The organism is Arthrobacter sp. GAS37 (assembly GCF_044908325.1).
Lineage (GTDB): Bacteria > Actinomycetota > Actinomycetes > Actinomycetales > Micrococcaceae > Arthrobacter > Arthrobacter ramosus.
Window position 1 is genome coordinate 1 of sequence record NZ_JBIYDB010000004.1, and the last position, 24475, is coordinate 24475.

Here is a 24475-nt window from a genome sequence, read left to right on the forward strand (position 1 = left end):
AACAGGAATGGGAAGGGACTGGATCTGAAGGTCTTTACCGAATTCAGTTACTACGGCTGCTTGCATTGTCGTCGTCATTGGCGAAATCCTTGCGTTGATAAAGCGTTTCTCGGGGGGTGCTGCTTCCTGAGGGTGGCCAGGGAGTGCCGGCGGGGAGGGATCTGTGCTGATCCCTCCCCGCCGGATCAAGTGCGGCTTAGAAGAAGCCGAGCTTGTTTTCGTTGTAGCTGACCAGGAGGTTCTTGGTCTGCTGGTAGTGGTCCAGCATCATGGCGTGGTTCTCACGTCCTATGCCGGAGGACTTGTAGCCGCCGAACGCGGCGCCGGCCGGGTAGGCGTGGTAGTTGTTGACCCAGACGCGGCCGGCCTGGATTTCCCGTCCTGCCCGGTAGGCGACGTTGCCGTTGCGGGACCAGACACCGGCGCCGAGTCCGTAGAGGGTGTCGTTGGCGATGCCGATGGCGTCGTTGTAGTCGCTGAACTTCGTCACGGACACCACGGGGCCGAAGATCTCCTCCTGGAAGATCCGCATCCGGTTGTGGCCTTCGAAGATGGTCGGCTGGACGTAGTAGCCGCCGGCGAGGTCGCCGTCGAGCTGTGCGCGGGCGCCGCCGGTGAGGACCTTGGCGCCTTCCTGCTTTCCGATGTCGATGTAGGAGAGGATCTTCTCCAGCTGGTCGTTGGAGGCCTGGGCGCCGATCTGGGTGTCGGTATCCAGAGGGTTGCCCTGGATGATCTTGTTGGTCCGGGCCACGGCGTCGGCCATAAAGGAGTCGTAGATGCTTTCCTGGACCAGGGCGCGGGAGGGGCAGGTGCAGACTTCGCCCTGGTTGAAGGCGAAGAGCGTGAAGCCTTCCTGGGCCTTGTCGTAGAACGCGTCGTCCTGCGCGGCGACGTCGTCGAAGAAGATGTTCGGGCTCTTGCCGCCCAGCTCCAGCGTCACCGGGATCAGGTTCTGGGACGCGTACTGGCTGATCAGCCGGCCCGTGGTGGTTTCGCCGGTGAAGGCGATCTTGCGGATCCGGGGGCTGGACGCGAGCGGCTTGCCGGCCTCGACGCCGAAGCCGTTGACCACGTTGAGTACACCGGCCGGCAGCAGGTCACCGATGAGCTCCATGAGGACCAGGATGGAGGACGGCGTCTGCTCGGCGGGCTTGAGGACCACGGCGTTACCGGCAGCCAGGGCCGGAGCGAGCTTCCAGACGGCCATCAGGATGGGGAAGTTCCACGGGATGATCTGACCCACCACACCGAGCGGTTCGTGGTAGTGGTAGGCGGTGGTGTCCTCGTCCAGCTGGGACAGCCGGCCTTCCTGGGCGCGCACGGCGGAGGCGAAGTAGCGGAAGTGGTCCGCCGCGAGTGGGATGTCCGCATTAAGGGTTTCGCGGATCGGCTTGCCGTTGTCCCAGGACTCGGCGACGGCCAACATTTCGAGGTTCTCGTCGATCCGGTCGGCGATTTTGTTGAGGATGGCGGCGCGCTCGGCAACGGAGGTCTTGCCCCAGGACGGTGCGATCTTGTGGGCGGCGTCTAGTGCCAGCTCAATGTCCTCGGCCGTGCCCCGGGCAACCTCGCAGAAGGCCTTCCCGGTGACCGGAGTGATGTTCTCGAAGTACTGCCCTTTGACCGGGGCAACCCACTCGCCGCCGATCCAGTTCTCGTAACGGTCCTTGAACGTGACCTTCGAACCCTCGGCACCCGGCTGTGCATAAACAGTCATTGCTAGCTCCTTTGCTCCGCATGATGGTGGCTTTGCTATGGCTTCAGCGTAGGAGCGGGGAGGTTGCAAGCAGGTTGCAACCCTGTGGTTCAGATCACTTCTGGGCGGTTCGGGTCACTTCGGGACGGTATTCCCCGGGCCCCGGAGGCTAGAGGCCCGCGGGGAAAGCGTAGGAGCTCGGAACCGGCGAAGGTGCGGCACCGTAGGAGAGCACTACCTCGTCGTGGGCCTGGAGGACAACGCCGGATATTGGCGCATTCTGCTTTGCGCCGTTCACGTATGCGGTCCAGCCTCCGGTTCCACTGTGCGGTGCTCCGGTGGCATCTTTACCGTCCAGGACTCCCCATTCGCTGAGGACCTGGCCCAGCGTGTACTTCAGGCCGGCCGTTGGCGCTTCGATGTGGATGACGCCGGACGTGTCGTGGGTGTGAAGCGCGGAGATTCCGTTGGGCTGCCCGTCGGCCCCGAAGCTGAAGCCGATCTCGGCCGGGACCGTGACGGCTTTGCCATCAACAAGGACGTCCAGATGGGCGTGATAGTGCTCGGCTGTGCCTTCGGCGGTCAGGATATCCAGGCCTGCGGCCTTGATTCTCTGGGCGCCTGCGGCTGGATCGAGTTCCCAAGCTGCGGCGGCAGCCGTAGTGGCCGAAGCCGAAGGCGTTGCCGATGCGGGCGCTGTCTGGGCGGGTGCCCCGCAGGCTGTGGCTCCGGCAAGGAGTCCGGACAAGGTCAGGGCAACGGCGAGGCGTTTGTTCAACACGGAGAAAGCTTCTTTCGTTCGGCTCGGTTCTACGATACGGGCCGAAACTCCGTATTTCCCGAGTGCCACACGAGGGGCCCGCGTCAGGCCGACAGTTCGCTTTCCAGGCGTTCAACCTCGGCGACGACGGCGGCCCGCTTTGGCGAGCGCGGCGGCAGGAGCTTGAGGGCGGCAAGCCGGACGTCGACGTCGTTCTTCGCCTCAGGTAGGCCCGCGTACTTGAGCAGCGCCTCGGCACTGCCGTCGTTGAGGACCGCCTCGCGCAAGAGCGCCGAGACCTTCTCGCGAAGCTCCACAATGCCGGGCGCTTCCGAATGCGGAAGGACGGCGCCCTTGTAGATCTCCAAGGCAATGCGGTGGGCGCCCCGCTGCAGGCAGGACAGAACCTGGGCGGCATCCTGGCCGAGGTCGATCGGGAGCCGGTAGGGGCGGGATTCCGGGACTGCCGCGGGATCGAGTTCGTGGAGTACCTTCCGGAGGCGCACCATTTCCGCCCGGAGGGTGACGGTGAATCCATCTCCCGGATACAGGGCCAGGGCGAGCTCCTCGGCACTGAGCCCCTCGGGACGGGTTCCCAGCAACGCCAGGATCTCGCTGTGCCTGGCGGAAAGCGGAATGCTGCGTCCTCCTATGCTCAACAAGGCCTGGTCGCGGCCCAGCAGCTGGAGGCTGTTCCGGTATAGCTCCGAGCCCTGGCGCGAGCCGACGGCGGAAGGCGAGTTCCGGCGTCGGGCAGGCGCAGAGTGCTTGGTGGCCGCGAGCTGGAGCCTTTCCACGCGCAATTGCGCCTGCGCTGCCGCCACGGTTGCTTCGACAAGGGAAAGCGTGTGGGGTGCGACGGCGGCTTCCGTGCCGGTGATGTCGACGACGCCCAGGAGCGCGCCGGAGTCAGGGTCATGGAAGGGCACCGCGGTGCAGCTCCACGGATGGACAGAGCGTTTGTAGTGCTCGGCGCCGGAAATCTGGATACCGCGGCCCAAGGCGAGCGCCGTGCCGGGCGCACTCGTACCGACCGCCGCTTCGGACCAGTCCGCGCCTGCCACGAACATCATGCCTTCGGCGCGGCGCCGCATCGCGGGATTTCCGTCCACCCACAGCAGGCGCCCAAGCTCGTCCCCGACGGCGACCAGCAGCCCGCTGTCGTAGCTGGGCTGGATAAGGAGCTTCTGGATGACGGGCATGATGATGGCCAGCGGGTGTTGGCGTCGGTATTCCTCGAGCTCGTCGAGGTCCATGGCCACGGGAGCCTCGGGCTGGTCCGGGTTCGCCTTGAGCTGCGCGGATCGCTGCCACGATTCCTTGATCAGGCTGCGCAAACCGGGAAGCTCCGTGGCACCTGGAAGCCCATAGCGCCACGTATCAATTTGCTCATGTCCAGCGCGGGCATGGCGCTGCAACAGCTCGGCGACGTCATTGACCGAAGCTGCCGGATGGATCGGATTCTTCATCGAACTCCCAAAACCGGACGCAGCACAGTACAGGCCAGTCTAGTTGGGTCTCGAGGCTTTGCCTATGGGGCGACAGCGAGTAAGGGTCGTCCGGTCGAATTCGTGGGTGCGGGCCGAAGGCTGGGTTCCGGCGGAACGCAGCCTACGGTCCGCGGCCACGGTTTCGGCACAGCGAGGCACCCCCGGGATCCGCTAGCCGCGCGAGATCTCGATCATGTCCACGCGCGGGACCACCTTGATGCGTTCACGCACGACGCCGGCGTCCGGGTTTTCGGCGGTCCATTCGGCGCCAAGGGCTAGTTCGTGCGCATCGAGCTTGTTCCAGCCTTCCCACGTGGTGTACTCGATGCCCCGCTCTTCCAGGAGGTTGATGATGGCTTGCGGGTCCGGGTTTTCGGCCGGGGGCAGCGTGAGGCGGTCCTCCAGGAGGCAGCCGATGGTCTCCAGGGCGTCGCCCTTGGTGTGCCCGATCAGGCCGACGGGTCCGCGCTTGATCCAGCCGGTGGCGTAGATGCCGGGTACCGGTTTGCCGTCGGAGTCCAGCACCCGTCCGCCGTGGTTGGGGATGACACCGCGACGGGCGTCGTACTCAAGCTCGTCCAGCGGGGAACCGTGGTAGCCGATGGCGCGGTAGACGGCCTGGATCGGATAGTCCACGAACTCGCCGGTGCCTTTGACGTTGCCCGTGCCGTCCAGCTGCATGCGCTCGAACTTGATGCTGGAGACCTTCCCGGAGCCGTCTTCGGAAACGATCTCCACCGGGCTGTGCAGGAAATGCAAGTGCAGGCGGCGGGACGAGGGCTGCTCGGCTTCGGCATGTTCCTCGACGAGCCAGTTGGTAAGAGTGTTGACCATGGTCTTGATCTGGTTATTGCTGCGGATGGCCTCGTCAGAGGCTTCGTCAAACTCGAAATCTTCCGGGTACAGCACAATGTCGACGTCGTTGCAGTGCGAGAGCTCGCGCAGTTCCAGCGGAGTGAACTTGATCTGGGCTGGGCCGCGACGTCCGAAGACGTGCACGTCCGTGACCGGGGAGGCTTTGAGGGCGGCATAGACGTTGTCCGGGATTTCGGTCACCAGGAGGTCATCTGCATGCTTGGAGAGCATGCGGGCCACGTCCAGCGCGACGTTGCCGTTGCCGATGACTGCCACTTCTTTGGCATCCAAGGGCCACTCGCGGGGCACGTCCGGGTGTCCGTCATACCAGGAGACGAAGTCGGCTCCGCCGAAGGAGCCGTCCAGCTCGATGCCGGGGATGTTCAAGTCTGCGTCCTTGATGGCCCCCGTGGAGAAAATCACCGCGTCGTAGAAGGCACGGAAGTCGTGCAGCGTGAGGTCGCGTCCGTAGGTCACGTTGCCGAGGAAGCGGATGTCTCCGCGGTCCAGGACCTTGTGAAGCGCGTTGACTATGCCCTTGATGCGGGGGTGGTCCGGCGCCACGCCATAGCGGATCAGGCCGTACGGTGCGGGGTACGCCTCGAAAAGGTCGATGCTGACCTCGACGTCGCCGTCCTTGACCTCGTTCGATTTGGTCAGGATATCCGCGGCGTACACGCCGGCCGGCCCTGCGCCGACAATAGCGACGCGCAATGGACGTTTTGAGGTGGTTTCGGCCGAGTTGGACACCGTGAACCCTTCTGAGACGGGAATCCGCCCCGCGTGGTGGGGCGCGCAGTTTCCAATTCTAGTTCTCAGTTGTGGCCGGAGTGTCAGTACGTGGCGGGAGGTGACACAACCGGGCGAGGAAACTCACAATAACTTTCCGGCCGTACGGTCAGGAATACCTTCGCAAAATGTGATGTTGTTGACTTTGTGTCTACGCCCGAGCAAACCGTGCCTGCCCAGTCCGCCACCAGTGCTTCCAGCGCTTCGAATGCTTCGGCCGCAGCAGCCGCGGCCGCTGCCACGGCCAAGAAGGAGACGACGGCGGGTGTGGTGTTCGGCATCGGGGCGTACGGCCTGTGGGGCCTGCTTCCGCTCTACTTCCTGGTGCTGCAACCCGCCGGAGCGGTCGAAATCGTCGCCAACCGGGTGGTGTGGTCGCTCATTTTCTGCGCCCTGCTCATCACCATCACCCGGACATGGCGCCTCCTCGGCAATGCCTTCCGGGACCGGGCCGTCCTGGGGCCACTCGCCATCGCTGCCGGGCTGATCGCCATCAACTGGCTGACCTACACCTTCGGGGTCACCACCGGACATGCGGTCGAAGCCTCGCTCGGCTACTTCATCAACCCGCTCGTGTCGGTGCTCCTTGGCGTGTTCGTCCTGAAGGAAAAGCTCCGCCCGCTCCAGTGGGCCGCCGTCGGGATCGGTTTCATCGCCGTCGGGGTCCTGACGGTTTCCTATGGCAAGCTGCCGTGGATCGCTCTGGTCCTGGCGTTCAGCTTTGGACTTTACGGTTTCGTGAAGAAGCGCGTGGGGCCTAAGGTCAATGCCATCACGAGCCTCACGGTGGAGACCGTGGTCCTCGCGCCGATCGCCGGCGCCACCATGATTGTCCTCGGCCTCACAGGGGCAGGGACTTTGGGAAGCAACGGCCCGGGCCACTTCTGGCTATTGGCGGCTTCAGGCATCATCACGGCCGTGCCGCTCCTGTTCTTCGGTGCCTCCGCGCGCCGCTTGCCCATGACCACCATCGGCCTGCTGCAATACTTCGCGCCGGTACTCCAGTTCATCGTGGCCCTGGCCGTCTTCCACGAGGCCATGACCCCCGACCGCTGGGTGGGCTTCGGCATCGTGTGGCTGGCGCTGCTGCTCCTGACCCTCGACATGCTGCGCACGGCACGCAAAAACTCGGTCATCAGGAAAAGCGCACGGCTCAGCGCGGCCTAAACAGCTTCCCAACCCCCGCGCCCACGGTGGACATGCCCCTCGTTAAGCACCAAGGATGGACATAATCACACTATGTCCATCCTTGGTGCGTAGAGGTGGGCATGTCCACCTGAAGGTTGTGGCTAAGCGTTGGCCTTGATGGCCGCTGCCAGGACCTCGAGGCCGTCCAGGAGCAGTTCGTCGCTGATGACCAGCGGCGGCAGCAGACGGATCACATTGCCGTAGGTACCGCAGGTCAGGATGATGACGCCTTCCTGGAGGCACGCAGCGGCAACGGCCTTGGTCAGTTCCGCGTTCGGTTCCTTCGAGCCGGCCTGGACCAACTCGATCGCCAGCATCGCACCGCGTCCGCGGACGTCGCCGATGGCGGGAACTTCCGCGGCGAGCTCACGCAAGCGGCCGAGTGCGATTTCCTCGATGTGGCGTGCGCGGGCGTTGAGGTCGTGCTGCTCCATGGTGCCGATGGCAGCAATAGCTGCAGCACAGGCGACCGGGTTGCCACCGTAGGTGCCGCCGAGGCCGCCCGGGTGGACGGCGTCGAGCAGGTCTGCACGGCCGGTGATGGCGGACAGCGGGAGGCCGCCGGCAATGCCCTTCGCCATGGTGATGATGTCCGGGACAACACCCTCGTGGTTGACGGCGAACCATTCACCCGTGCGGCAGAAACCGGACTGGACCTCGTCGGCAATGAAGACGATGCCCTTGTCCTTGGCCCATGCGGACAGCGCAGGCAGGAAGCCTTCGGCGGGGACAATGAAGCCGCCCTCGCCCTGGATCGGTTCGATGATGATCGCGGCAACCTGGTCGCCGCCGATCTGCTTCTCGATCATGGTGATGGCGCGCTTGGCGGCCTCGGCACCGGTGATCTCCGGGTTTTCCTCGCGGAACGGGTAGCTCATCGGCATGCGGTAGACCTCGGGCGCGAACGGGCCGAAGTTGGTCTTGTACGGCATGGCCTTGGCGGTGAGTGCCATGGTCAGGTTCGTGCGGCCGTGGTAGGCGTGGTCGAAAGCGACGACGGCGTCACGGCCGGTTGCCAGGCGTGCCACCTTGACAGCGTTTTCCACTGCTTCGGCGCCGGAGTTGAAAAGCACGGTGCGCTTCTCGTGGTCGCCCGGGGTGAGGCGGTTCAGCTGCTCGGCGACGGCGACGTAGCCCTCGTAAGGCGTGACCATGAAACAGGTGTGGGTGAAGTGCGCTGCAGCGTCCTGGACGGCGGCGACGACGGCGGGATCCGAAGCGCCAACGCTCGTGACGGCGATGCCGGAGCCGAGGTCGATGAAGGAGTTGCCGTCGACGTCGCGGATGATGCCACCGTCGGCGTCCTCAACGTAAACCGGCACGCCCGAGGAGACGCCGGCAGCGACGACGGCCGCGCGGCGCTCGTTCAGGGCCTGCGACTTGGGGCCGGGAAAGGCACCGTTGATGCTGCGCTTCTGGTCCAGGCGGTAGGTGATTTCATGTGCTGTTGCGGTCATGATGGTTCTTTCTCTTACTTACGCGTCCAGTGCAGACATCACGTGCTTGATGCGCGTGTAGTCCTCGACGCCGTACATGGACAGGTCCTTGCCGTAGCCGGACTGCTTGAAGCCGCCGTGCGGCATCTCAGCGGTCAGCAGGATGTGGGTGTTGATCCAGACCGCGCCGAAGTCCAGGTCGCGGCTCATCCGCATGGCCGTGCCGTGGTCCGTGGTCCAGACGCTGGAGGCCAGGGCGTATTCGACGTCGTTGGCCAGCTCGAGAGCCTCGGCCTCGGTGGTGAACTTCTGGACGGTGATGACGGGACCGAAGGTTTCCTTCTGGACGACGTCGTCAGTCTGCTTGGCGCCGGTGATGATGGTGGGCTCGAAGAAGAAGCCCTTGTCGCCCGCACGGTGCCCGCCGGTTTCGATCTTGCAGTTGGCCGGCAGGTGCTCCACTACCGAGTTCACGGCGTTGAAGTGGTTCACGTTGTTGAGCGGGCCGAAGTAGTTCTCGTCGTCGTTCTGCGAACCAGTGTGCAGCGTCTTGGTGTGTTCCACCATGGCGGCAACCACGTCGTCGTGAATGGAGTCCTGAATCAGTACGCGGGTGATGGCCGTGCAGTCCTGGCCGGCGTTGAAGAAGGCGAATTCGGCGATGGCCGCTGCGCTCTTCTTGATGTCGGCGTCCTTGAAGACGATGGCCGGGGCCTTGCCACCGAGTTCCAGGTGGGCACGCTTAAGGCCCTTGGCCGCTCCACTGGCCACGGCAATACCGGCACGTACGGAACCGGTGATCGAGACGAGGCCCGGGACTTTGTGCTCCACCATCATGGAGCCGGTGGCCGCGTTGCCGAGGACTACGTTCAGGACGCCGGCCTGGAAGATCTCCCCCGCCAGACGGGCCAGGACCAAGGTGGATTCCGGAGTGGTGTCGGAGGGCTTGAGAACAACAGTGTTGCCTGCGGCGAGGGCGGGGCCGATCTTCCAGATGCCCATGAGGAACGGGTAGTTCCACGGTGCAACCTGGGCCACGACGCCGATCGGTTCGCGGCGTACGTACGAGGTGTGGCCCTCGAAATACTCGCCGGCGGACTTGCCTTCCATGATGCGCGCGGCGCCCGCGAAGAAGCGGAGCTGGTCTGCACCAGCGGCAACTTCCTCGGATGCGATGAGGGCGCGGACCTGGCCGGTGTTGCGGTGCTGTGCCTCAACGAGCTCGTCGCTGTTGGCTTCGATGGCATCAGCGAGCTTGAGCAGCATGAGCTGGCGCTGGCCAGGCGTGACATGCTTCCAGGACTTGAAGGCTTCCTTCGCCGCATTCATGGCCGCATCGACGTCGGCCGCCGTGGAGACAGGCGCATGAGCGACAATCTCCCCGTTGGTGGGGTTCACGATGTCGAGCAGTTCGGTGCCTGCCGGCGTGACGAACTCGCCGTTGATGAAGTTCTGCAAGGTTTGGACCACGGTGTACAACCTCTTTCGGTGTCTAGGCATTGGTTGCAGCTGCTCCGAGCCTATGCCAGCACCCCGCGGCGCGGAATAGTCAGGTGCACACCCCGACCACCCCGACTTAGTGCGAATGACCAGTGCCGGGATATCCTTTTTGACATGGCAATGTCACTCGCCGCGCTCGTCGCCGTCCCCTCTCTTAGGCTCCGTAAAGCCGGCCTCGCGGAAACCACCTGGAACGAAGATATCCGTTGGGTGGCCGTGACTGAGCAGGAGGATCCCCAACGCTTCCTCAATGGCGGCGAGCTGATCCTGACAACTGGACTCAGGCTCAATGGGGCCGCGGAACAGCGCCGCTTCGTGCGCCAGGTCCAGCGTGCGGGAGCCGTCGGCATCGGCTTCGGCACCGGACTGACCCACGAGTCCGTGCCTCCGGGCCTCATTGCTGAGGCGAACCGCTGGGGCCTGCCCCTCGTGGAAGTCCCGTACGAGACCCCCTTCATCGCCATCGGCAAACTCGTCGCCGATTCCCAATCCGCTGACCACTACTCCAAGCTGGAGCGCCTCATCGCCGGCCACCAGATCCTGGCCCGGGCCCTGCTGACCGGTGGCGGGCTCGCCGAATTGCTCAAGCAGTTGGGCAGCATGCTCCGGTCCGACATCGCGCTCACGCAGTTCAGCGCCCAGCTCTACAACAGCGTGGCCGGCAACCCCGCGCCGACGGCTGACGACTGGGCGTCCTTCCCCATCCCGACAGGCCGCCGCGACGCCTGCACCCTGTGGATCAAGCAGCCCTTCGGCGACACCGGGATTGTCAGTTATGCGCAGAACCTGATCAGCGTCGAACTCAACAACATGGTCAAGCAGCGCCAGAGCCAGCGGGCCTTGGCGGGCCAGGTGCTGGACGATGTCATCCACGGAACGCTGGACACCGTGGAAGGCGCCCGCCGCCTGGCCGGCGTCGGGATCAACAGCACCCGAAAGAACGTCGTGCTGCTGGTGGTCTCCGCCGCCCACTACAAACAGCTCGGCAGCACCTCCCTTCCGCAATCGCTCGACGGCGGGGTGACCGCCGTCGTCGGGAAGGACCTGGTGACGGTAGTGCCCGACGACGGCAGTTCCGCGAGCGCGCTCGCCAAGGATCTCAGCGATCACCTCCTGGAAGCGGGGATCCACGCGGTGATCGGGATCGGCGGCGCCTACACCAAGCCGAACGGCGTGCGCTGGAGTTACTTCGAAGCGCGCGACGCCGTGGCGCACGGCCTGCCGGTCAACGAACCTGAGCGGCTCAGCCTGACCTCGTTGTTGCTGGCGAGCGAGGATGTGCCGTTGGCCGATATGGCCAGCGAGGCCCTCACTCCCCTGCGCAAGTTCGACGCCGCCCACGGCTCGGAACTCGTTCCGACCCTGGAAAGCTACCTCAACCACAACGGTTCGGTGGCCGCCGTCGCCGAAGCCCTGACCCTGCACCGCAACACAGTGCGCTACCGGCTGGCGCAAATCACGGACCTCACCGGCTACGACCCCGCCCAGACGCCGGACCGGGTGCAGCTGTGGCTTGCCCTTGCCGTGCAACGGCTGGGAGCGCGCAACCCGCGCTAGCCGAGCTTCACGGAGAGATTCACCACAAAACTTCCCGCGGCAAACGTCAAACGTCTAACCTTTAAGCATGGCTTCAACTCACCCGACTCCCCACGCAACGGAAGCAACAACTCTGCCGGCCACCGGCGGTACGGTGGCGCCGAAATCCCGGGTGATCGCCGTCGTCGGGATCATCGCCGTCATCCTGATCGGCCTGAACCTGCGCGCCGGCATCACGAGCGCGGCGGCGCTGTTCCACGATTTGCAGGCATTCCTCGGCTACGGGGCGCTCGTCGCGTCGATTCTTCCGTCCATCCCCCTGCTGTGCTTCGCCGTCGCAGGATTGGGCACCTCGTGGCTGTCGCGCCGGATCGGCGTCGAGAAGTCGATCTTCGTAGCGCTGGCAATGTTGGCCGCCGGGCTCCTGGTCCGCAGCATCCCCGCGACCGGCGCCCTCCTCGCCGGAACAGTGTTGGCGATGTCCGGCCTGGCGGTGTGCAACGTGGCCATGCCGTCGTACATCCGCGAGCACTATGCGAGCAAGACTTCCATGATGACCGGCCTCTACACCTTCACGATGTCCGGCGGTGCCACCTTCGCGGCGGCGGTCAGCGTGCCCTTGGCCCAGCAACTGGGCTCGCCGTCGATGGGCCTGGCCGCGTGGGGCATCCTTGGCGTCGCCGCGCTTCTCGGTTTCCTCCCGATGGTCCTCCACACCCATCGCAGTTCACGCAAGGCCAGCCAGGAGCACGTATCCATGTGGCCGCTCCTGCGCACCCGGCTGGGATTCCTCATCACTTCCATCTTCACGTTGCAGGCCCTCCTGGCGTATGCCGTGATGAGTTGGTTTGCCTACATCCTGACAACCCAAGGACTCAGCGCCTCCGAGAGCGGCCTCCAGTTCGGACTCATGCAGCTGGTTTCGGTGGCCGCGGGCATGATCCTCCTGGCCATCGGCTCGCGGCCCGGCATGATGCGGCCTGCCCTGTACCTGGGCAGCGGGACCACCCTTCTGGCAATCCCGGCAATGCTGTTGCTCCCGACGTCGTTCGCCTCGGTTCCCGCCGTAATGTTCGGTTTCGGCCTGGGCATCTTCCCCCTGGTCCTGGTGATCATCAGCCGGAGCGGGCGTACGACGGCGGAGACCACCGCCATGTCCACCGTCGCCCAGTCCGTGGGGTACTTGATTGCGGCTTTGGGTCCGTTCGGCATGGGCCTGCTCCACAGTGCCACGGGTGCTTGGACGCTCCCCCTGGCACTCCTTGCCGTTGCGGCCCTGGCCCTCATGGTGACCTCCCACCTGCTGACCAGCAAACGCACGCCAATCAAGGCCGGACCAAGGCCCGTGGCATGAGCCTGACACCTCCGCACCGGCCCGCTTTGGCCGAGGAAGTCACCAAGCAACTGCGCGGCATGATCCAGTCCGCAGAGTGGCCGCTGCAGGAGAAGATTCCGGCCGAGCCGGAACTCATGGCCTCGCTCGGAGTCTCCCGCGGGACACTCCGCGAAGCCATCAAAGCCTTGGCGCACAGCGGCATGTTGGAGGTCCGCCGGGGTGACGGAACCTATGTCCGGGCCACCAGCGAGATCTCCGGCGCGGCTCAACGAATGTACAAGGAACACACACAGGAGCATGTGGTCGAGGTCCGGGTGGGCCTCGACACCCAGGCCGCCCGACTGGCCACGAAGCATGCCACGGCCGAGGACATCGCCGCCATGCGGGCCCTCCTCCAAGCACGCCACGACGCGTGGCTCGCAGCCGACTACCCCGCCTGGGCCCGAGCCGATTGGGATTTCCACGAACGAGTGGCCCTGGCTTCGGGCAACCCGTTGCTGCACCAGTTGTATGTGTCCTTCGGCGGGGTCTTCCACGACGATCTCCTGCGCCAACAACGCAAAGCCGGCTTCAACGGCATCCCTCACGAAGGCCACGACGAACTCGCCGACGCCATCGAGGCACGCGACGAGGCCGCCGCCGTCGCGAGCGTCTACCGCAACCTGGACTTCGCCGCGGAATGGATCAACAGCTGACACCCGCTCACATATGTCGGCCTTTTGACCGGCGCCCGCTCACCTAGGCGGGAGCGGCGTTCGTCAGCTCGACACCTGCATCAGCTGCCTCGCGGAAGAGTGCGTCGATGAGCACAACGTCGCGGCCGGCTCGGTGAAGGAGGCTTGCGGCGACGCTGGCCCGGTAGCCGGAGGTGCAATGCACCCAGATCCTCGCCTCCGGCAATTCGTCCAGCCGGAGCAAAAGCTCGTGCAGTGGAACATTCGCTGCCCCGGACACATGGGAGGCGGCAAATTCCTCGGTACGGCGCACGTCCAGCACTGTTTCACCCGCGGCCCGGTCCCGCACCAGTCCCGCCCACCCGGTGATCGGATACTTCACCAACGACGCACCTGGTGCCAGAGCCCCGGGATCCGCGCCGACGGCGGCGTCCGGGGATTCGAATCCGATCCTTGCGAGATCGCGGATGGCCTTTTCGACGTCGTCGTGGGCACCCAGCAACGTCAGCGGCTGTTTCCATGGCAGGACCCAACCGAGGTAGCTCGTGAAGCTCGATCCCGTCCCGTATTCAAAGGCCACGCTGCCGCGCAGGTGACTCGCAGCGAATGCGACCCGATTACGCAAGTCCACCACCCATTCCCCGTTCTCGAGTCTGCGCTCCAGTTCCGCGGATTCCACCGATTCCGGCACGTCGAGCATCGCGGTCCCCGGTCCCACGGCGTTGAGCGGGCTCATGTGTGCGTAGTAGCTCGGGTAGGCCGTGATATTCGCTAACAGGTGCCTGACAAAGTGGTCTTCGTCGGGGTCTGTGAGCGCATGGTTGGTAGCGGTCTGCTCCCCGATCGTCGAAGAGGGGATCCTGCTCGCAGGACCGATGGAGCAGAAAGAACCGAAGCCGTGGGTCGGATACAGGATCGCGTCCGGTGCTGCCTCAGCAACCAGCCGCCGAACCGAGGCGTACTGGTCATGGGCCAGTCCGGCGGTGTCCTCTGGACTAATCAAATCCGTCCGGCCCACCGAGCCGTAGAGCAGGCTGCCACCGGAGAACACTGCTTGCCGGACGCCAGTGCCGGCGTCGGGGTCCGAAACCACATAAGCCAGGTGCGTGTGCGTATGGCCCGGGGTCGCGATGGCTTTGACCGTCAGGCTGCCCACCTTGAACGTGTTCCCCGGAACAACCGGCTCACGCTCAAACGCCACGTTGTCCACGGCATTGACCAAGTAGCGGGCGTCGTGGTCCCGGGCAAGGATGAGGCCACCCGTGAGGTAGTCGTTGTGGAGGTGGGTCTCAGCGACATGCGTGATGGTCACACCGGCGTTTCGCGCTGCCGTTTCGACGCGGTCGGTATCACGCTGGGGGTCGATCACAAGCGCCACCGTGCCGTCATGGACGAGGTAGCTGCGATCCCCCAATTGGGTCGTTTCGACGACGACAACTTCCATGACGCGAGTCTAACCCCGCCCACTTAAAAGCAACGCGGGGTCACTTAGCGCCCATTCCGATGCTCCGGATGGGCGCTAAGTGACCCCGCGTTGCTTGGGGCCTTGAAGCAGTAGACCTAGACCTGTGCGGCCACGCCGTCGCGGGAAATGTCCACCATGTCCTCACGCGGCACAACCTTGATGCGTTCGCGCTTGACCTCGACGCCGTGCGATGTACCGGCTTCGGAAGCGGCGGCACCCAAAGCGAGCTCGTGGGCATCCAAGGCCAGCCAGCCTTCCCAGCTGGTGAACTTCACGCCGCGGGCGTCCAGGAGTTCGACGACGGCGTCCGCCTCGGGAACTGCGGCGAGCGGCAGGTTTTCACGGTCTTCCAGGAGGTACGTGACCGTCTCAAGTGCGTCGCCCTTGGTGTGGCCGATGAGGCCGATGGGACCACGCTTGATCCAGCCCGTGGCATACAAGCCGGGAACGTGCTCGCCGGAAGCGTCCAGCACGCGGCCGCCGTCGTTCGTCACGACCCCGCGCTGGTGGTCGAACTCGACGTCCGGCAGGGCGGAACCGAAGTAGCCGATCGCGCGGTATACGGCCTGGACCGGGTAGTCGACCACCTCGCCGGTACCGCGCGCGTTGCCCGTGCCGTCCAGCTCCGTGCGCTCGAACTTGATCGAGGCAACCTTGCCCGGGGCCTCTTCGGAATCCACGATCTCCAACGGGCTGTGCAGGAAGTGCAGGTGCAGGCGACGGGAGGCCTTGAGCTCGGAGAGGTCCTCGGGCTGCTCGGCGATCCAGTTGGTAAGGGTTCCCACCATGGTCTTGGTCTGGTTGTTCGTCTGGATCTGGCGGTCCGACTCGTCGTCGAACTCGAAGTCCTCGGCGTAGAGGATGATGTCCACGTCCTTCGAGTGGGACAGCTCGCGGAGCTCCAGCGGGGTGAACTTCACCTGCGCCGGACCGCGGCGGCCGAAGACGTGAACGTCGGTCACCGGGGAAGCCTTGAGTCCGGCGTAGACGTTGTCCGGAATTTCGGTGACCAGGAGGTCGTCGGCGTGCTTGGAGAGGACACGGGCCACGTCGAGTGCCACGTTGCCGTTGCCGAGCACAGCCACGGAGGTGGCGTCGAGCGGCCATTCGCGGGAAACGTCCGGGTGGCCGTCGTACCAGGAGACGAAGTCGGCGCCGCCGAAGGAGCCTTCAAGCTCGATGCCCGGGATGTTCAGGTCCGCGTCCTTGATGGCGCCGGTGGCGAAGATGACGGCGTCGTAATGCGTGCGCAGGTCCTCGATGGAGATGTCCGTGCCGTAGTCGACGTTGCCGAAGAAGCGGATGTCGCCGCGGTCCAGGACCTTGTGCAGGGCGTTCACGATGCCCTTGATGCGGGGGTGGTCCGGGGCAACGCCGTAGCGGATCAGGCCGTAGGGGGCCGGGTAGCGGTCGAAGAGGTCGATGCTGACCGTCAGCTCGCCGCTCTTGACGGCCTCGCTCTTGGTCAGGATGTCAGCTGCGTAGACGCCGGCCGGGCCGGAGCCGACGACGGCGACGCGCAGCGGACGTGCGGCGGTTCCAACGGTGGTGCTAGATGACACGGCTGTGTTCCTTTTCAGTGTGCTTCCCAACTGGCTCGCAATTGTTGTCGTTTTGAGGGCTCATAACGACACCTAATGCGAGCTAGTTGGGTGAGGGGCTAAGGGGTAACGACGCGGGGCTTGTTGGGGCTCAGGGTGCTGTAGTCAGCGGTCTTGAAATGTTCGGGGGCAAACGGGCTGACACGCACCACGTCACCGATCACAATCACTGCAGGATTGGCGACGCCGGCGGCCTCGGCTTGGTCCGCAATGGTTGCCAAGGTGCCGATCGTGACGCGCTGTTCGGGCATGTAGCCGTTCTCTACGATACCTACTGGCGTATCCAAGGGCATTCCGGATGCCGCGAGTGCAGCGGCGGATTCGCGGAGTTTGGCGACACCCATGAGCAGGATCACGGTGTGGTCGGGACGGGCCGGTACTTCGGAGAGTTCCTCGTGGCCGGTCACCACGCTGAAGCCCTTCGCAAGTCCGCGGTGCGTCACGGGAATCCCTGCTGCCGCGGGCACGGAGATCGCCGAAGTGACACCGGGAACCACTTCAACCTCGACGCCGTTCTGCCGGCAGAATTCCGCTTCCTCGCCACCGCGGCCCAGGACGTAGGGGTCGCCGCCTTTGAGTCGGACCACACGGTGGCCGGCCAGGGCTTCCTCGACGAGGATCCGGTTGATCTCCAGTTGCGGCACGGGGTGGTGACCGGGGGTCTTGCCGACCTCGATCACGCGGACGTCCGGAGCAAGTTCCTGCAGCAGGTCGCGGGGCCCGAGGCGGTCCGCGACGACGACGTCGGCCTGGCCCAGCAGGCGACGGCCGCGGACCGTGATGAGCCCGGAGTCTCCAGGACCGCCACCCACGAGGGCGACGCTTCCGGTCGAAGCACGACGACGGCGGAGCGGCAGGTCTCCCGTCTCAAGTGCAGTGGCAACTGCGTCGCGCAAGGCCATGGCGCGGCGGGGGTCTCCCCCGGCGTTGATGGCGATCTTGACGTCGTCCACTACGGCGACAGCTGGTGTCCAGGCTGCCGAGGATTCGTGGTCCGAGGCGTTGACGCACCAGATGCGCTGCGCCTCGGCGTCGGCCGCTACTTGTGCGTCCACAGCGGCAACGCCGGTGGCCGTCTGGACGAACCAGACGCCGTCGACGTCGGAAGAAAGGTAAGTGCGCGGCTCCCAGGTGAGCAGGCCGGAGGCGGCGAGTTCGCGGAGCGCGTCAGAGGCAAGCGGCGCGACCACGGTCACCCGGGCGCCCGCGTCGAGCAGTCCCTTGGCGCGTCGCGCAGCCACGGGTCCGCCGCCCACCACCAGCACCGGGCGGCCGAGCAGCCGCAGGGCTGTGGGGTAGATGTCCTGTATTGCCATGAAAAAACTGTAGGGCCGGGCCGTAACATGCTTCAAAGGTCCGGAAACACCAGTTCACGCTAGGTAACCCTGCGTCACATTACCTTTGCGCTGCGGGCGCCTCCCAGCCGATCGCCGGCGCCACGTATTTGGCGATGTTGCCGAGCAGCTTGACGTTGTATTCCACCCCGAGTTGGTTGGGCACGGTAACCAGCACCGTGTCCGCAGCCTGGACCGCGGCGTCCTGCCCGAGTTCCTCGGCCAGGGCATCGGGTGGGCCGACGTAGCTCTTGCCGAACCGTGACAGGGCACCGTCGAGCATGCCCACTTGGTCCCGGTTCTCCACCTGCCCGCGAAGCCCGAAATAGCGTTCGTCCTCGGCGTCCACCACGGGAATGATGCTGCGGCTGACCGAAACGCGCGGCTCAAAACCGTGTCCCGCGGCTGCCCACGCCTCCCGGAACATGTTGATCTGTTCGGCCTGGAGCTGGTCGAAGGGAACTCCGGTGTCCTCGGTGAGCAGGGTGGAGCTCATGAGGTTCATGCCTTGTTCCGCGGCCCAGACGGCGGTCTTGCGGGTGCCGGCGCCCCACCAGATGCGCCGCGGCAGACCGGGCGACGTCGGCTGGATCGGCAGGAGGCCACGGCCGCCGCCCATGAAAGAGGGATCGGCTTCGGCCACTCCATGGCCCGCGATGGCATGCCGGAATACGGCGGTGTGGCGGCGGGCCATCGCTGCGTCGTCCTCACCCTCGGCAGGCGCGTAGCCGAAGTACCGTGCGCCGCGGAGGGCCGGCTCGGGTGAACCACGGCTGATCCCCAACTGGAGCCTGCCTTGGCTGATGAGGTCCGTGGCCGCGGCTTCTTCAGCCATGTACAGCGGGTTTTCGTAGCGCATGTCGATCACGCCCGTGCCCATCTCGATCCGGCTGGTCCGGGCCGCGATGGCCGCCAACAAGGGGAACGGCGAGGCTTGCTGGCGCGCAAAGTGGTGCACGCGGAAGAAGGCTCCGTTGATGCCGAGTTCCTCGGCCGCGACTGCGAGGTCGATCCCTTGGAGCAAGGCGTCTCCGGCCGAAGGCGTGCGCGAGCCTTGGACGGGTCCCCAATGGCCGAAGGAAAGAAAACCGATTCGTTTCATGCCCGCATCAACCACGGGGTGGGCCCGGGCATTCCTTGGGCCTTCATCGTCCAGCCATCAGCGCAGCCAGACACTAGCTGATCAAGCCAGGAGGTGGCGGACGAGTGGGATGACTTTGGTGCCGTAGAGCTCGATATTGCTCAGCATTGCGTGTTGCGCGAGACCGGGCATGCCGTACTTCAGGTCGAAACGATTCGCGCCGAGGGTGGTCATGTTTGTCGCGATCTTCTGCGCGACGGTTTCCGGGGACCCGACGTAGAGCGCTCCGTGCGGCCCGACCTCGTATGCGAACGATTCCCTGGTCGGGATAGCGAATCCTCGGATCTTGCTGTAGCGACGGATGGTCTCCAAGTAGTGTGGCCAGAACTCTTCGCGCGCCTGCTCGTCGGTGGCGGCGACGTGCCCGGGCGAGTGCACTCCGACCGGGCGGGGGTCCTGTCCGAATTGTTCCAAGGCCTGATGGAACAGCTGAGCGAAAGGTGCAAACCGCGCGGGGGATCCGCCGATGATCGCGAGCATCAGCGAGAAACCGTAGCCAGCGGCGCGGATGACCGACTGCGGGCTACCGCCGACGCCGATCCATACCGGGAAAGGTTCGGATTCGGTGTGCGGCACGACATCTTGGTCGCTGAGCGGTGCACGGGTCTTGCCGTTCCAGGTGACCGGGCCACCTTTGAGCAGCTCGGCGAAGAGGTTGGTCTTTTCCTCGAAAAGACCCTCGTAGTCGGCAAGGTCGTATCCGAACAGCGGGAACGAGTCGATGCTGGAGCCGCGTCCGAGGATGACTTCGGCACGGCCGCCGGAGATGGCGTTGAGCGTGGAGTAGCGCTGAAACACCCGGACGGGATCGTCGGAGCTCAGCACGGTGACTGCCGACCCGACGTGGATGCGAGCGGTGCGCGCTGCGATCGCGGCGAGCACCACGTCGGCCGCCGACAAGGGGAAGTCATCGGTGTGGTGTTCACCGATCCCGATGAAGTCGATACCGACTTGGTCGGCAAGCACGCCCTGTTCGACGACGTCGCGAATCGTTTGGGCGTGTGACTGTAGGCGGCCTTCATCATCGCTGGTGCGGTCGCCGAACGTGTCCATACCGAAGACAAGCGGGAATTGCGCTGCTTCGCCCGCAGTAGCGCGTACGGGGGGTGAAGGTGCTGTTGTCACGTCGGATCTCTCTTTCCTGGTGTTGGTTGGACAAACGGCTCGCGGCGGCTCTTATGCGGCTCCGACGCGGGTGGCCAGCTCGAACGCGGTTCGGCCGAGCGGTACACCAAAGACAGGCCCGCCGGGTTGGAGAAGACGGCCGGCGCGCAGGCTGTCCAGCCTGACCGCGTCGTAGCCGATACGCTCGATCACTTCAGCCACGACGGCCACGGCGCCTGGGTCGTCGCCAGCGACGCCGAGCGCGCGGCGTTCCCGGGACCCGAGGGGTCGGCGTTCGTCTTCCAATTCGTGGTAGCCGATGTGGTTGAGTGTCTTAACGATCGTCGATAGGTGAAGCCGATCCTGAACGATCTCGCTACTGCCGGACCCGCTGTCTTCGAACATCTCACGCACGCCGTCGATGGGGGGCCAGTAATTCATCGTGTCAACGACGAGCTTGTCGGCCACCAGGGCATGGTCGAAGGCCTCAAACTTGTGCAGCGGGATGGCCAGCACCACAATGTCGGCGTCACTGACAGCGTCGGCTGCCCACCGTGGCTCAGCCCCTGGTACCAGCACACGGGTAATAAGGGCGATCTTGCCGGGGTCACCAGAGGCCGCGATCGACACGTGATAGCCGGCGTCGATCGCGACCCGGGCGATCACAGGGCCGACGTGCCCCGCTCCAAGCACTGCAATCCGCGGCGTCCCCAGGGGCGACAACATTCCGCTGATCATGAACGACCCCCCTCCCCGCCACGGGCGACAGTCGATTCAGGGTGGAGATGGGCCTGCAGCGACTGAAGGATATCGGCGAGTGACTCGAACTGCCCGGGAGTCAAGGCGTCGACGAAGTGCTTCTTGATGGCCTTCATATGGGGCGCGCTTGCACGCCGGAAGGCTTCCGCCCCGTCGTCGGTGAGCGAGACTTCAGCACCACGGCTGTCGGTGGCACACTCGTCACGGCGGATCAGGCCGCGTCGCTCCATCCGTCCCAGGTGATGCGACAGCCGGCTTCGTTCCCAGTCAATGGCGGACGCGAGCTCTGATGAGCGCATCCGGCTGCCGTCCGCCTCGCTGAGGGCCAGGAGGACCTGATAGTCCGCCGGTGAAAGATTCGACTCCTGCAACTCGGTACCCAGAATTTTCCGAAGCTCCCCGGTCGTATCGAGCAACAACCGCCAAATCGCGAGCTCTCCCGCCGTCATACGCCGCCGCACTACCGCACCGGCAGTCAGATCGCCCTGTGTCACCATCTTGCACCCCATCTCATTGACACGTCAATCATATCGCGAGTAGTTGACGTGTCAATATTGATGCGTCAATCACCTAGGAGATAGTGATGGCGGGGAACGCAAGGGCCCGACGGCGGAAGTCGCCGTCGGGCCCTGCGTTTCGGTTGTGTTGAGCGTTCGGGTGCCGTTAGCGCGTGCTCCCCGCCAGCAGGCCGCGGCGCAACAGGAGGCGGCGCTCAATCGGGGCGAACACCACGAGCTCGATCAGGATGCCCACAAACAGGATCGCCAGGATCGCGGACATGACCGTGGCCATGTCGGACAAGGTACGGCCCTGGTCCAGGAGCGAACCGAGTCCGAAGCCGATAGTGCCGCCGACAGCGATGATTTCGGCGGCCATGAGCGAACGCCAGGAGAAAGCCCAGCCCTGCTTGAGGCCACCAAGGTAGCCGGGAAGGGCCGCTGGCAGAACAATCTGCAAGGCCATCTGTAGTCGCGAGGCCCCGAGGACCTTGCCGACGCTCCGGTATTGCGGCGGGATCTGGTCGACGCCGGAAATCAGCCCGTTGATGATGGAGGGGATGGCACCCATCAGGACGACAAAGTAAACAGTGCCGTCCGAGAGTCCGAACCAGATGATCGCCGCCGGAACCCACGCCACGGACGGAAGCACCTGAAGCCCGGAAATGAGCGGTCCGAAGGCACGGCGCAGCGGCTGCACCTGTGCGAGGAGCAGGCCCACCGGAGTAGCCACGGCAACGCTGATGAGGAAGCCGATCACGCCGCGCTGAAGGGAGGTCCAGACGGCTTCCTGGGCTTTGCCTTCGGCCCAAAGAGCACCGAACTGGCCCAGGACATCAAGCGGTCCGGGAACCTGGTCGCGTCGCTTGAAACCGAGGGAGACGTAAAACTGCCACGCCAGGATGAGGACCAGGAGCGCCGCAATCGGGAGGATGATCCGGGTCCAGTCGATGCGCGCCTTGCGGTGGGCATCCGACTGCAACTTGTCCAGGCCGGCCTCGAGGTCGCGGAGTTCGTCCGGGTTTCCCTTCAGGGACGGCGAGGTGATGTGGCGGGACTGCGGAGCTTGCTCGACAGCCTCGCCCTCGACGAGTCGGGTTTCCTGTTCAATTGGCATGGCGGCGGATCTCCTCGCGCAGGCGGCGGGTAATGGTTCCGGTCAGTTCCCCGGCACGGCCGGCGTCGGTCCGGTGTTCCTCGGTGACGTTCCACTCGGCCACAACCCGACCCGGACGGGAGGACAGCAGCAGGACCCGCTGGCCGAGCCTCACGGCTTCGCGCACGTTGTGCGTCACGAACACGATGGTGCGGCCGGTTTCCTTCCAAATCCGCTCGAGCTCGTCGTGCAGAAGGTCGCGGGTGATGGCGTCGAGGGCAGCAAACGGTTCGTCCATGAGCAACAGCTGCCGGTCCTGGGCCAGAGCGCGGGCCAGGGCGACGCGTTGCCGCATGCCGCCCGAGAGTTCGTGCGGGCGCTTGTCCCCCGCGCCACCCAAATGGACGAGGTCCAGCAACTCGCCCGCACGGGCAGCACGCGACGCTTTGCTCACGCTGCCGGACTTGTCGGCGAGTTTCAGCGCGAGTTCGATATTGCCGCGGGCAGTGAGCCACGGGAACAGCGCCGAATCCTGGAACATGAAGGCGGCACCGTCGCTGGGCACCTCCAGGGCGCCCGACGTCGGCTGGTCCAGCCCCGCGAGGATGTTCAGCAGGGTGGATTTGCCGCAGCCGGACGCACCGAGCAGGGCGACGAACTCGCCTTGCTGGATGGTGGCGTTGACGTCGTCCAGCACCGGGGCGCCGTCGCCGAAGCGTTTACCCAGGTGTTCCAGTACGACTGGCATGGTCCCGTCCTTCGTTCGTTGCTTCGTTGTTGAATGTGCACCCAACTAGCTGGCAGTTGTTGTCGTTATGAGCCTTCAAAACGACAACAACTGCCAGTCAGTTCAGTCTTGGCCCAGTCCTGCGGCCGAGGTCTTCTGCCCGGTCACGCCGTTGAGGGCGCGGAGGTCGAAGATGCCGTTGATGTCGGCCGGTTTGGTGATGCCGGCGTCGACGCCGTCCTGGAGGAGCTTCTTGTAGGTTCCGGCGAGCGGGTCCACGGTGAAGGTGATGTTCTTCAGGGAGCGGTCGATCACGTCGGCAGGGAGAGTGCTGCCGGCGGTCGCCTTCAGCGCGGCGTTGATGGCGGTGGCCTTGTCGGCGGCCGACGCCGTGTTGAGCCAGTTGACCGAGGCTTCGTGGCCCTGGAGGAGGGCGGTCACGGTCTGCGGGTGGTCGGCGGCGAACTTCTTGCTCACGATCAGGATGGTGGTGGGGAACTGGCCCTTATCCCACAGGTCCTTCTCGTCCACCAGCACCTTGCCTCCGGCCTGGAGCACCAGACGCGAGGCCCAGGGCTCGGGCAGCCACGCGCCGTCGAGCTTTCCGTCCTGGAAGAGCTTGAGGGTCTGGGCGTTGTCGCTCGGGTTGATGGCGACGTCGCCCCCGCCGTTCGGGTTGGCCTTCAGGCCCTGCTTGCCCAGCCAGGCGCGCAGTGCCACGTCCTGGGTCCCGCCGAGCTGCGGTGAGGCGAGAGTCTTGCCCTTGAGGTCCGCGGCGGAGTTGATGCCCGGCTTGACCACCAACTGGGCGCCTCCGGAGGCTGCGCCGGCGATGATACTGATGGACGCGCCCTTGCTCTGGACGAAGGAGTTGATGGCCGGATTCGGGCCAAGGTAGGCGGCGTCGATCGCGCCGGCGTTCAGGGCCTCGATGGCGGCCGGTCCGGCGTTGAAGATCTGGGTGGTGAGCTTGGTGCTGCCCAGCTTGCCGGCGATGATGCCCTTGCTGACGCCCACCAGTGCGGGGGCGTGGGTGACGTTGCCGAAGTAGCCGAGCCGGAGTTCGGCGGCGGGCGTCGTTGCCGCCGCGGCCTGGGTTTCGTTGTTCTTCGCGACAACCGATGCGACGGCGGCGCCGGCACCGATCAGCAGGACGAGCCCGACGGCGATGCCGATCTCGAGCGTGCGTCGGCGCCTGGGCTTGTTGCTCTCGCCGGCGACGATGCGGGTGGTTCCCGGGTTCGAGGCGGGCGGCGTGGGTTCTGGGGTGTTTGACATGGGCGAATCCTTGGGATGCGTTGCGGAAGGGGCTGGGCGTTTATCAGGCCCTGCGACATCGCCCCGAAAGGGCAGGCAAGGACCAATCCGATGAGGTCATGGATTCACCATAGGGACTGTCATATTTGCCGTTCAATAACCCGGAAACCCGGGGTCACGCACGTTCATGCGGCGTCACAATTCGGGCTGCTCCAACGCAAAAAACCGCAG

The 24475-nt window shown here is 65.1% G+C and carries 20 protein-coding genes; 4 read left to right on the plus strand and 16 right to left on the minus strand.

Going from position 1 to position 24475, the window contains the following annotated elements:
- Positions 1-196 precede the first annotated feature (196 nt).
- The 4 genes from ABH924_RS05040 to ABH924_RS05055 all read right to left on the minus strand — a co-directional run bounded on the left by ABH924_RS05040 (position 197) and on the right by ABH924_RS05055 (position 5554).
- A complete protein-coding gene (locus tag ABH924_RS05040; protein ID WP_234748964.1) occupies positions 197-1720 on the minus strand; it encodes an aldehyde dehydrogenase family protein in 1524 nt (507 codons plus the stop codon).
- A gap of 148 nt (positions 1721-1868) precedes the next feature.
- Positions 1869-2480: a hypothetical protein gene (locus tag ABH924_RS05045; protein WP_404497403.1), complete on the minus strand. Its 612-nt coding sequence runs from the start codon at positions 2478-2480 to the stop codon at positions 1869-1871.
- 83 nt (positions 2481-2563) lie between these two features.
- Positions 2564-3928, minus strand: a complete 1365-nt coding sequence (locus ABH924_RS05050) for a GAF domain-containing protein (RefSeq protein WP_404497405.1) — start codon at positions 3926-3928, stop codon at positions 2564-2566.
- A gap of 192 nt (positions 3929-4120) precedes the next feature.
- On the minus strand, positions 4121-5554 hold the full coding sequence (locus ABH924_RS05055; RefSeq protein ID WP_404497407.1) for an FAD-dependent oxidoreductase: 1434 nt from the start codon (positions 5552-5554) through the stop codon (positions 4121-4123).
- A gap of 306 nt (positions 5555-5860) precedes the next feature.
- Here ABH924_RS05055 and rarD point away from each other — a divergent pair, with 306 nt between their 5' ends.
- A complete protein-coding gene (gene rarD / locus ABH924_RS05060; protein ID WP_404497671.1) occupies positions 5861-6760 on the plus strand; it encodes an EamA family transporter RarD in 900 nt (299 codons plus the stop codon).
- 122 nt (positions 6761-6882) lie between these two features.
- On the opposite strand, the gene gabT is transcribed toward rarD, so the two are convergent.
- Together gabT and ABH924_RS05070 are read right to left on the minus strand one after the other, a co-directional pair.
- A complete protein-coding gene (gabT, locus tag ABH924_RS05065; protein ID WP_404497409.1) occupies positions 6883-8238 on the minus strand; it encodes a 4-aminobutyrate--2-oxoglutarate transaminase in 1356 nt (451 codons plus the stop codon).
- An 18-nt stretch (positions 8239-8256) separates the two neighbouring features.
- Positions 8257-9687 carry a gamma-aminobutyraldehyde dehydrogenase gene (locus ABH924_RS05070; protein WP_404497410.1) on the minus strand — a complete coding sequence of 477 codons (1431 nt, stop codon included), beginning with the start codon at positions 9685-9687 and terminating at the stop codon, positions 8257-8259.
- 144 nt (positions 9688-9831) lie between these two features.
- On the opposite strand from ABH924_RS05070, the gene ABH924_RS05075 reads away from it, so the two are divergent.
- From ABH924_RS05075 to ABH924_RS05085, 3 genes are all read left to right on the plus strand, one after another.
- The gene (locus tag ABH924_RS05075; protein WP_404497412.1) at positions 9832-11274 is read left to right on the plus strand and encodes a PucR family transcriptional regulator; all 1443 of its coding nucleotides are present in this window, start codon (positions 9832-9834) and stop codon (positions 11272-11274) included.
- Positions 11275-11341: 67 nt separating this feature from the next.
- Positions 11342-12607, plus strand: coding sequence for an MFS transporter (locus ABH924_RS05080; protein WP_404497414.1), 1266 nt, complete (start codon positions 11342-11344; stop codon positions 12605-12607).
- Positions 12604-13284 (plus strand): FadR/GntR family transcriptional regulator, encoded by a 681-nt coding sequence (locus tag ABH924_RS05085; RefSeq protein WP_404497416.1) that lies wholly within the window; start codon positions 12604-12606, stop codon positions 13282-13284. Before ABH924_RS05080 ends, ABH924_RS05085 begins: the two co-directional genes overlap by 4 nt.
- Positions 13285-13327: 43 nt before the next feature.
- Here the strand turns inward: ABH924_RS05085 and ABH924_RS05090 are convergent, their stop codons facing one another.
- From ABH924_RS05090 to ABH924_RS05135, 10 genes are all read right to left on the minus strand, one after another.
- Positions 13328-14707 (minus strand): rhodanese-like domain-containing protein, encoded by a 1380-nt coding sequence (locus tag ABH924_RS05090; RefSeq protein ID WP_404497418.1) that lies wholly within the window; start codon positions 14705-14707, stop codon positions 13328-13330.
- Positions 14708-14823: 116 nt separating this feature from the next.
- Positions 14824-16290, minus strand: a complete 1467-nt coding sequence (locus ABH924_RS05095; RefSeq protein ID WP_234748954.1) for an FAD-dependent oxidoreductase — start codon at positions 16288-16290, stop codon at positions 14824-14826.
- A 98-nt stretch (positions 16291-16388) separates the two neighbouring features.
- A complete protein-coding gene (gene cobA / locus ABH924_RS05100; protein WP_234748953.1) occupies positions 16389-17645 on the minus strand; it encodes a uroporphyrinogen-III C-methyltransferase in 1257 nt (418 codons plus the stop codon).
- Between the two features lie 79 nt (positions 17646-17724).
- Positions 17725-18765, minus strand: a complete 1041-nt coding sequence (locus tag ABH924_RS05105) for an LLM class flavin-dependent oxidoreductase (protein ID WP_404497420.1) — start codon at positions 18763-18765, stop codon at positions 17725-17727.
- 81 nt (positions 18766-18846) lie between these two features.
- Complete coding sequence (locus tag ABH924_RS05110; protein WP_404497672.1) at positions 18847-19857, minus strand: LLM class flavin-dependent oxidoreductase; 1011 nt, start codon at positions 19855-19857, stop codon at positions 18847-18849.
- A 123-nt stretch (positions 19858-19980) separates the two neighbouring features.
- The gene (locus ABH924_RS05115; protein WP_404497422.1) at positions 19981-20646 is read right to left on the minus strand and encodes an NADPH-dependent F420 reductase; all 666 of its coding nucleotides are present in this window, start codon (positions 20644-20646) and stop codon (positions 19981-19983) included.
- A complete protein-coding gene (locus tag ABH924_RS05120) occupies positions 20643-21164 on the minus strand; it encodes a MarR family winged helix-turn-helix transcriptional regulator (RefSeq protein WP_404497424.1) in 522 nt (173 codons plus the stop codon). Before ABH924_RS05120 ends, ABH924_RS05115 begins: the two co-directional genes overlap by 4 nt.
- 166 nt (positions 21165-21330) lie before the next feature.
- The gene (locus tag ABH924_RS05125; protein WP_404497426.1) at positions 21331-22281 is read right to left on the minus strand and encodes an ABC transporter permease; all 951 of its coding nucleotides are present in this window, start codon (positions 22279-22281) and stop codon (positions 21331-21333) included.
- Positions 22271-23008 carry an ABC transporter ATP-binding protein gene (locus ABH924_RS05130; RefSeq protein WP_404497428.1) on the minus strand — a complete coding sequence of 246 codons (738 nt, stop codon included), beginning with the start codon at positions 23006-23008 and terminating at the stop codon, positions 22271-22273. The genes ABH924_RS05125 and ABH924_RS05130 overlap by 11 nt, the downstream gene beginning before the upstream one ends.
- Before the next feature lie 102 nt (positions 23009-23110).
- Positions 23111-24265 (minus strand): ABC transporter substrate-binding protein, encoded by a 1155-nt coding sequence (locus tag ABH924_RS05135; protein WP_404497430.1) that lies wholly within the window; start codon positions 24263-24265, stop codon positions 23111-23113.
- Between the last annotated feature and the right edge of the window lie 210 nt (positions 24266-24475).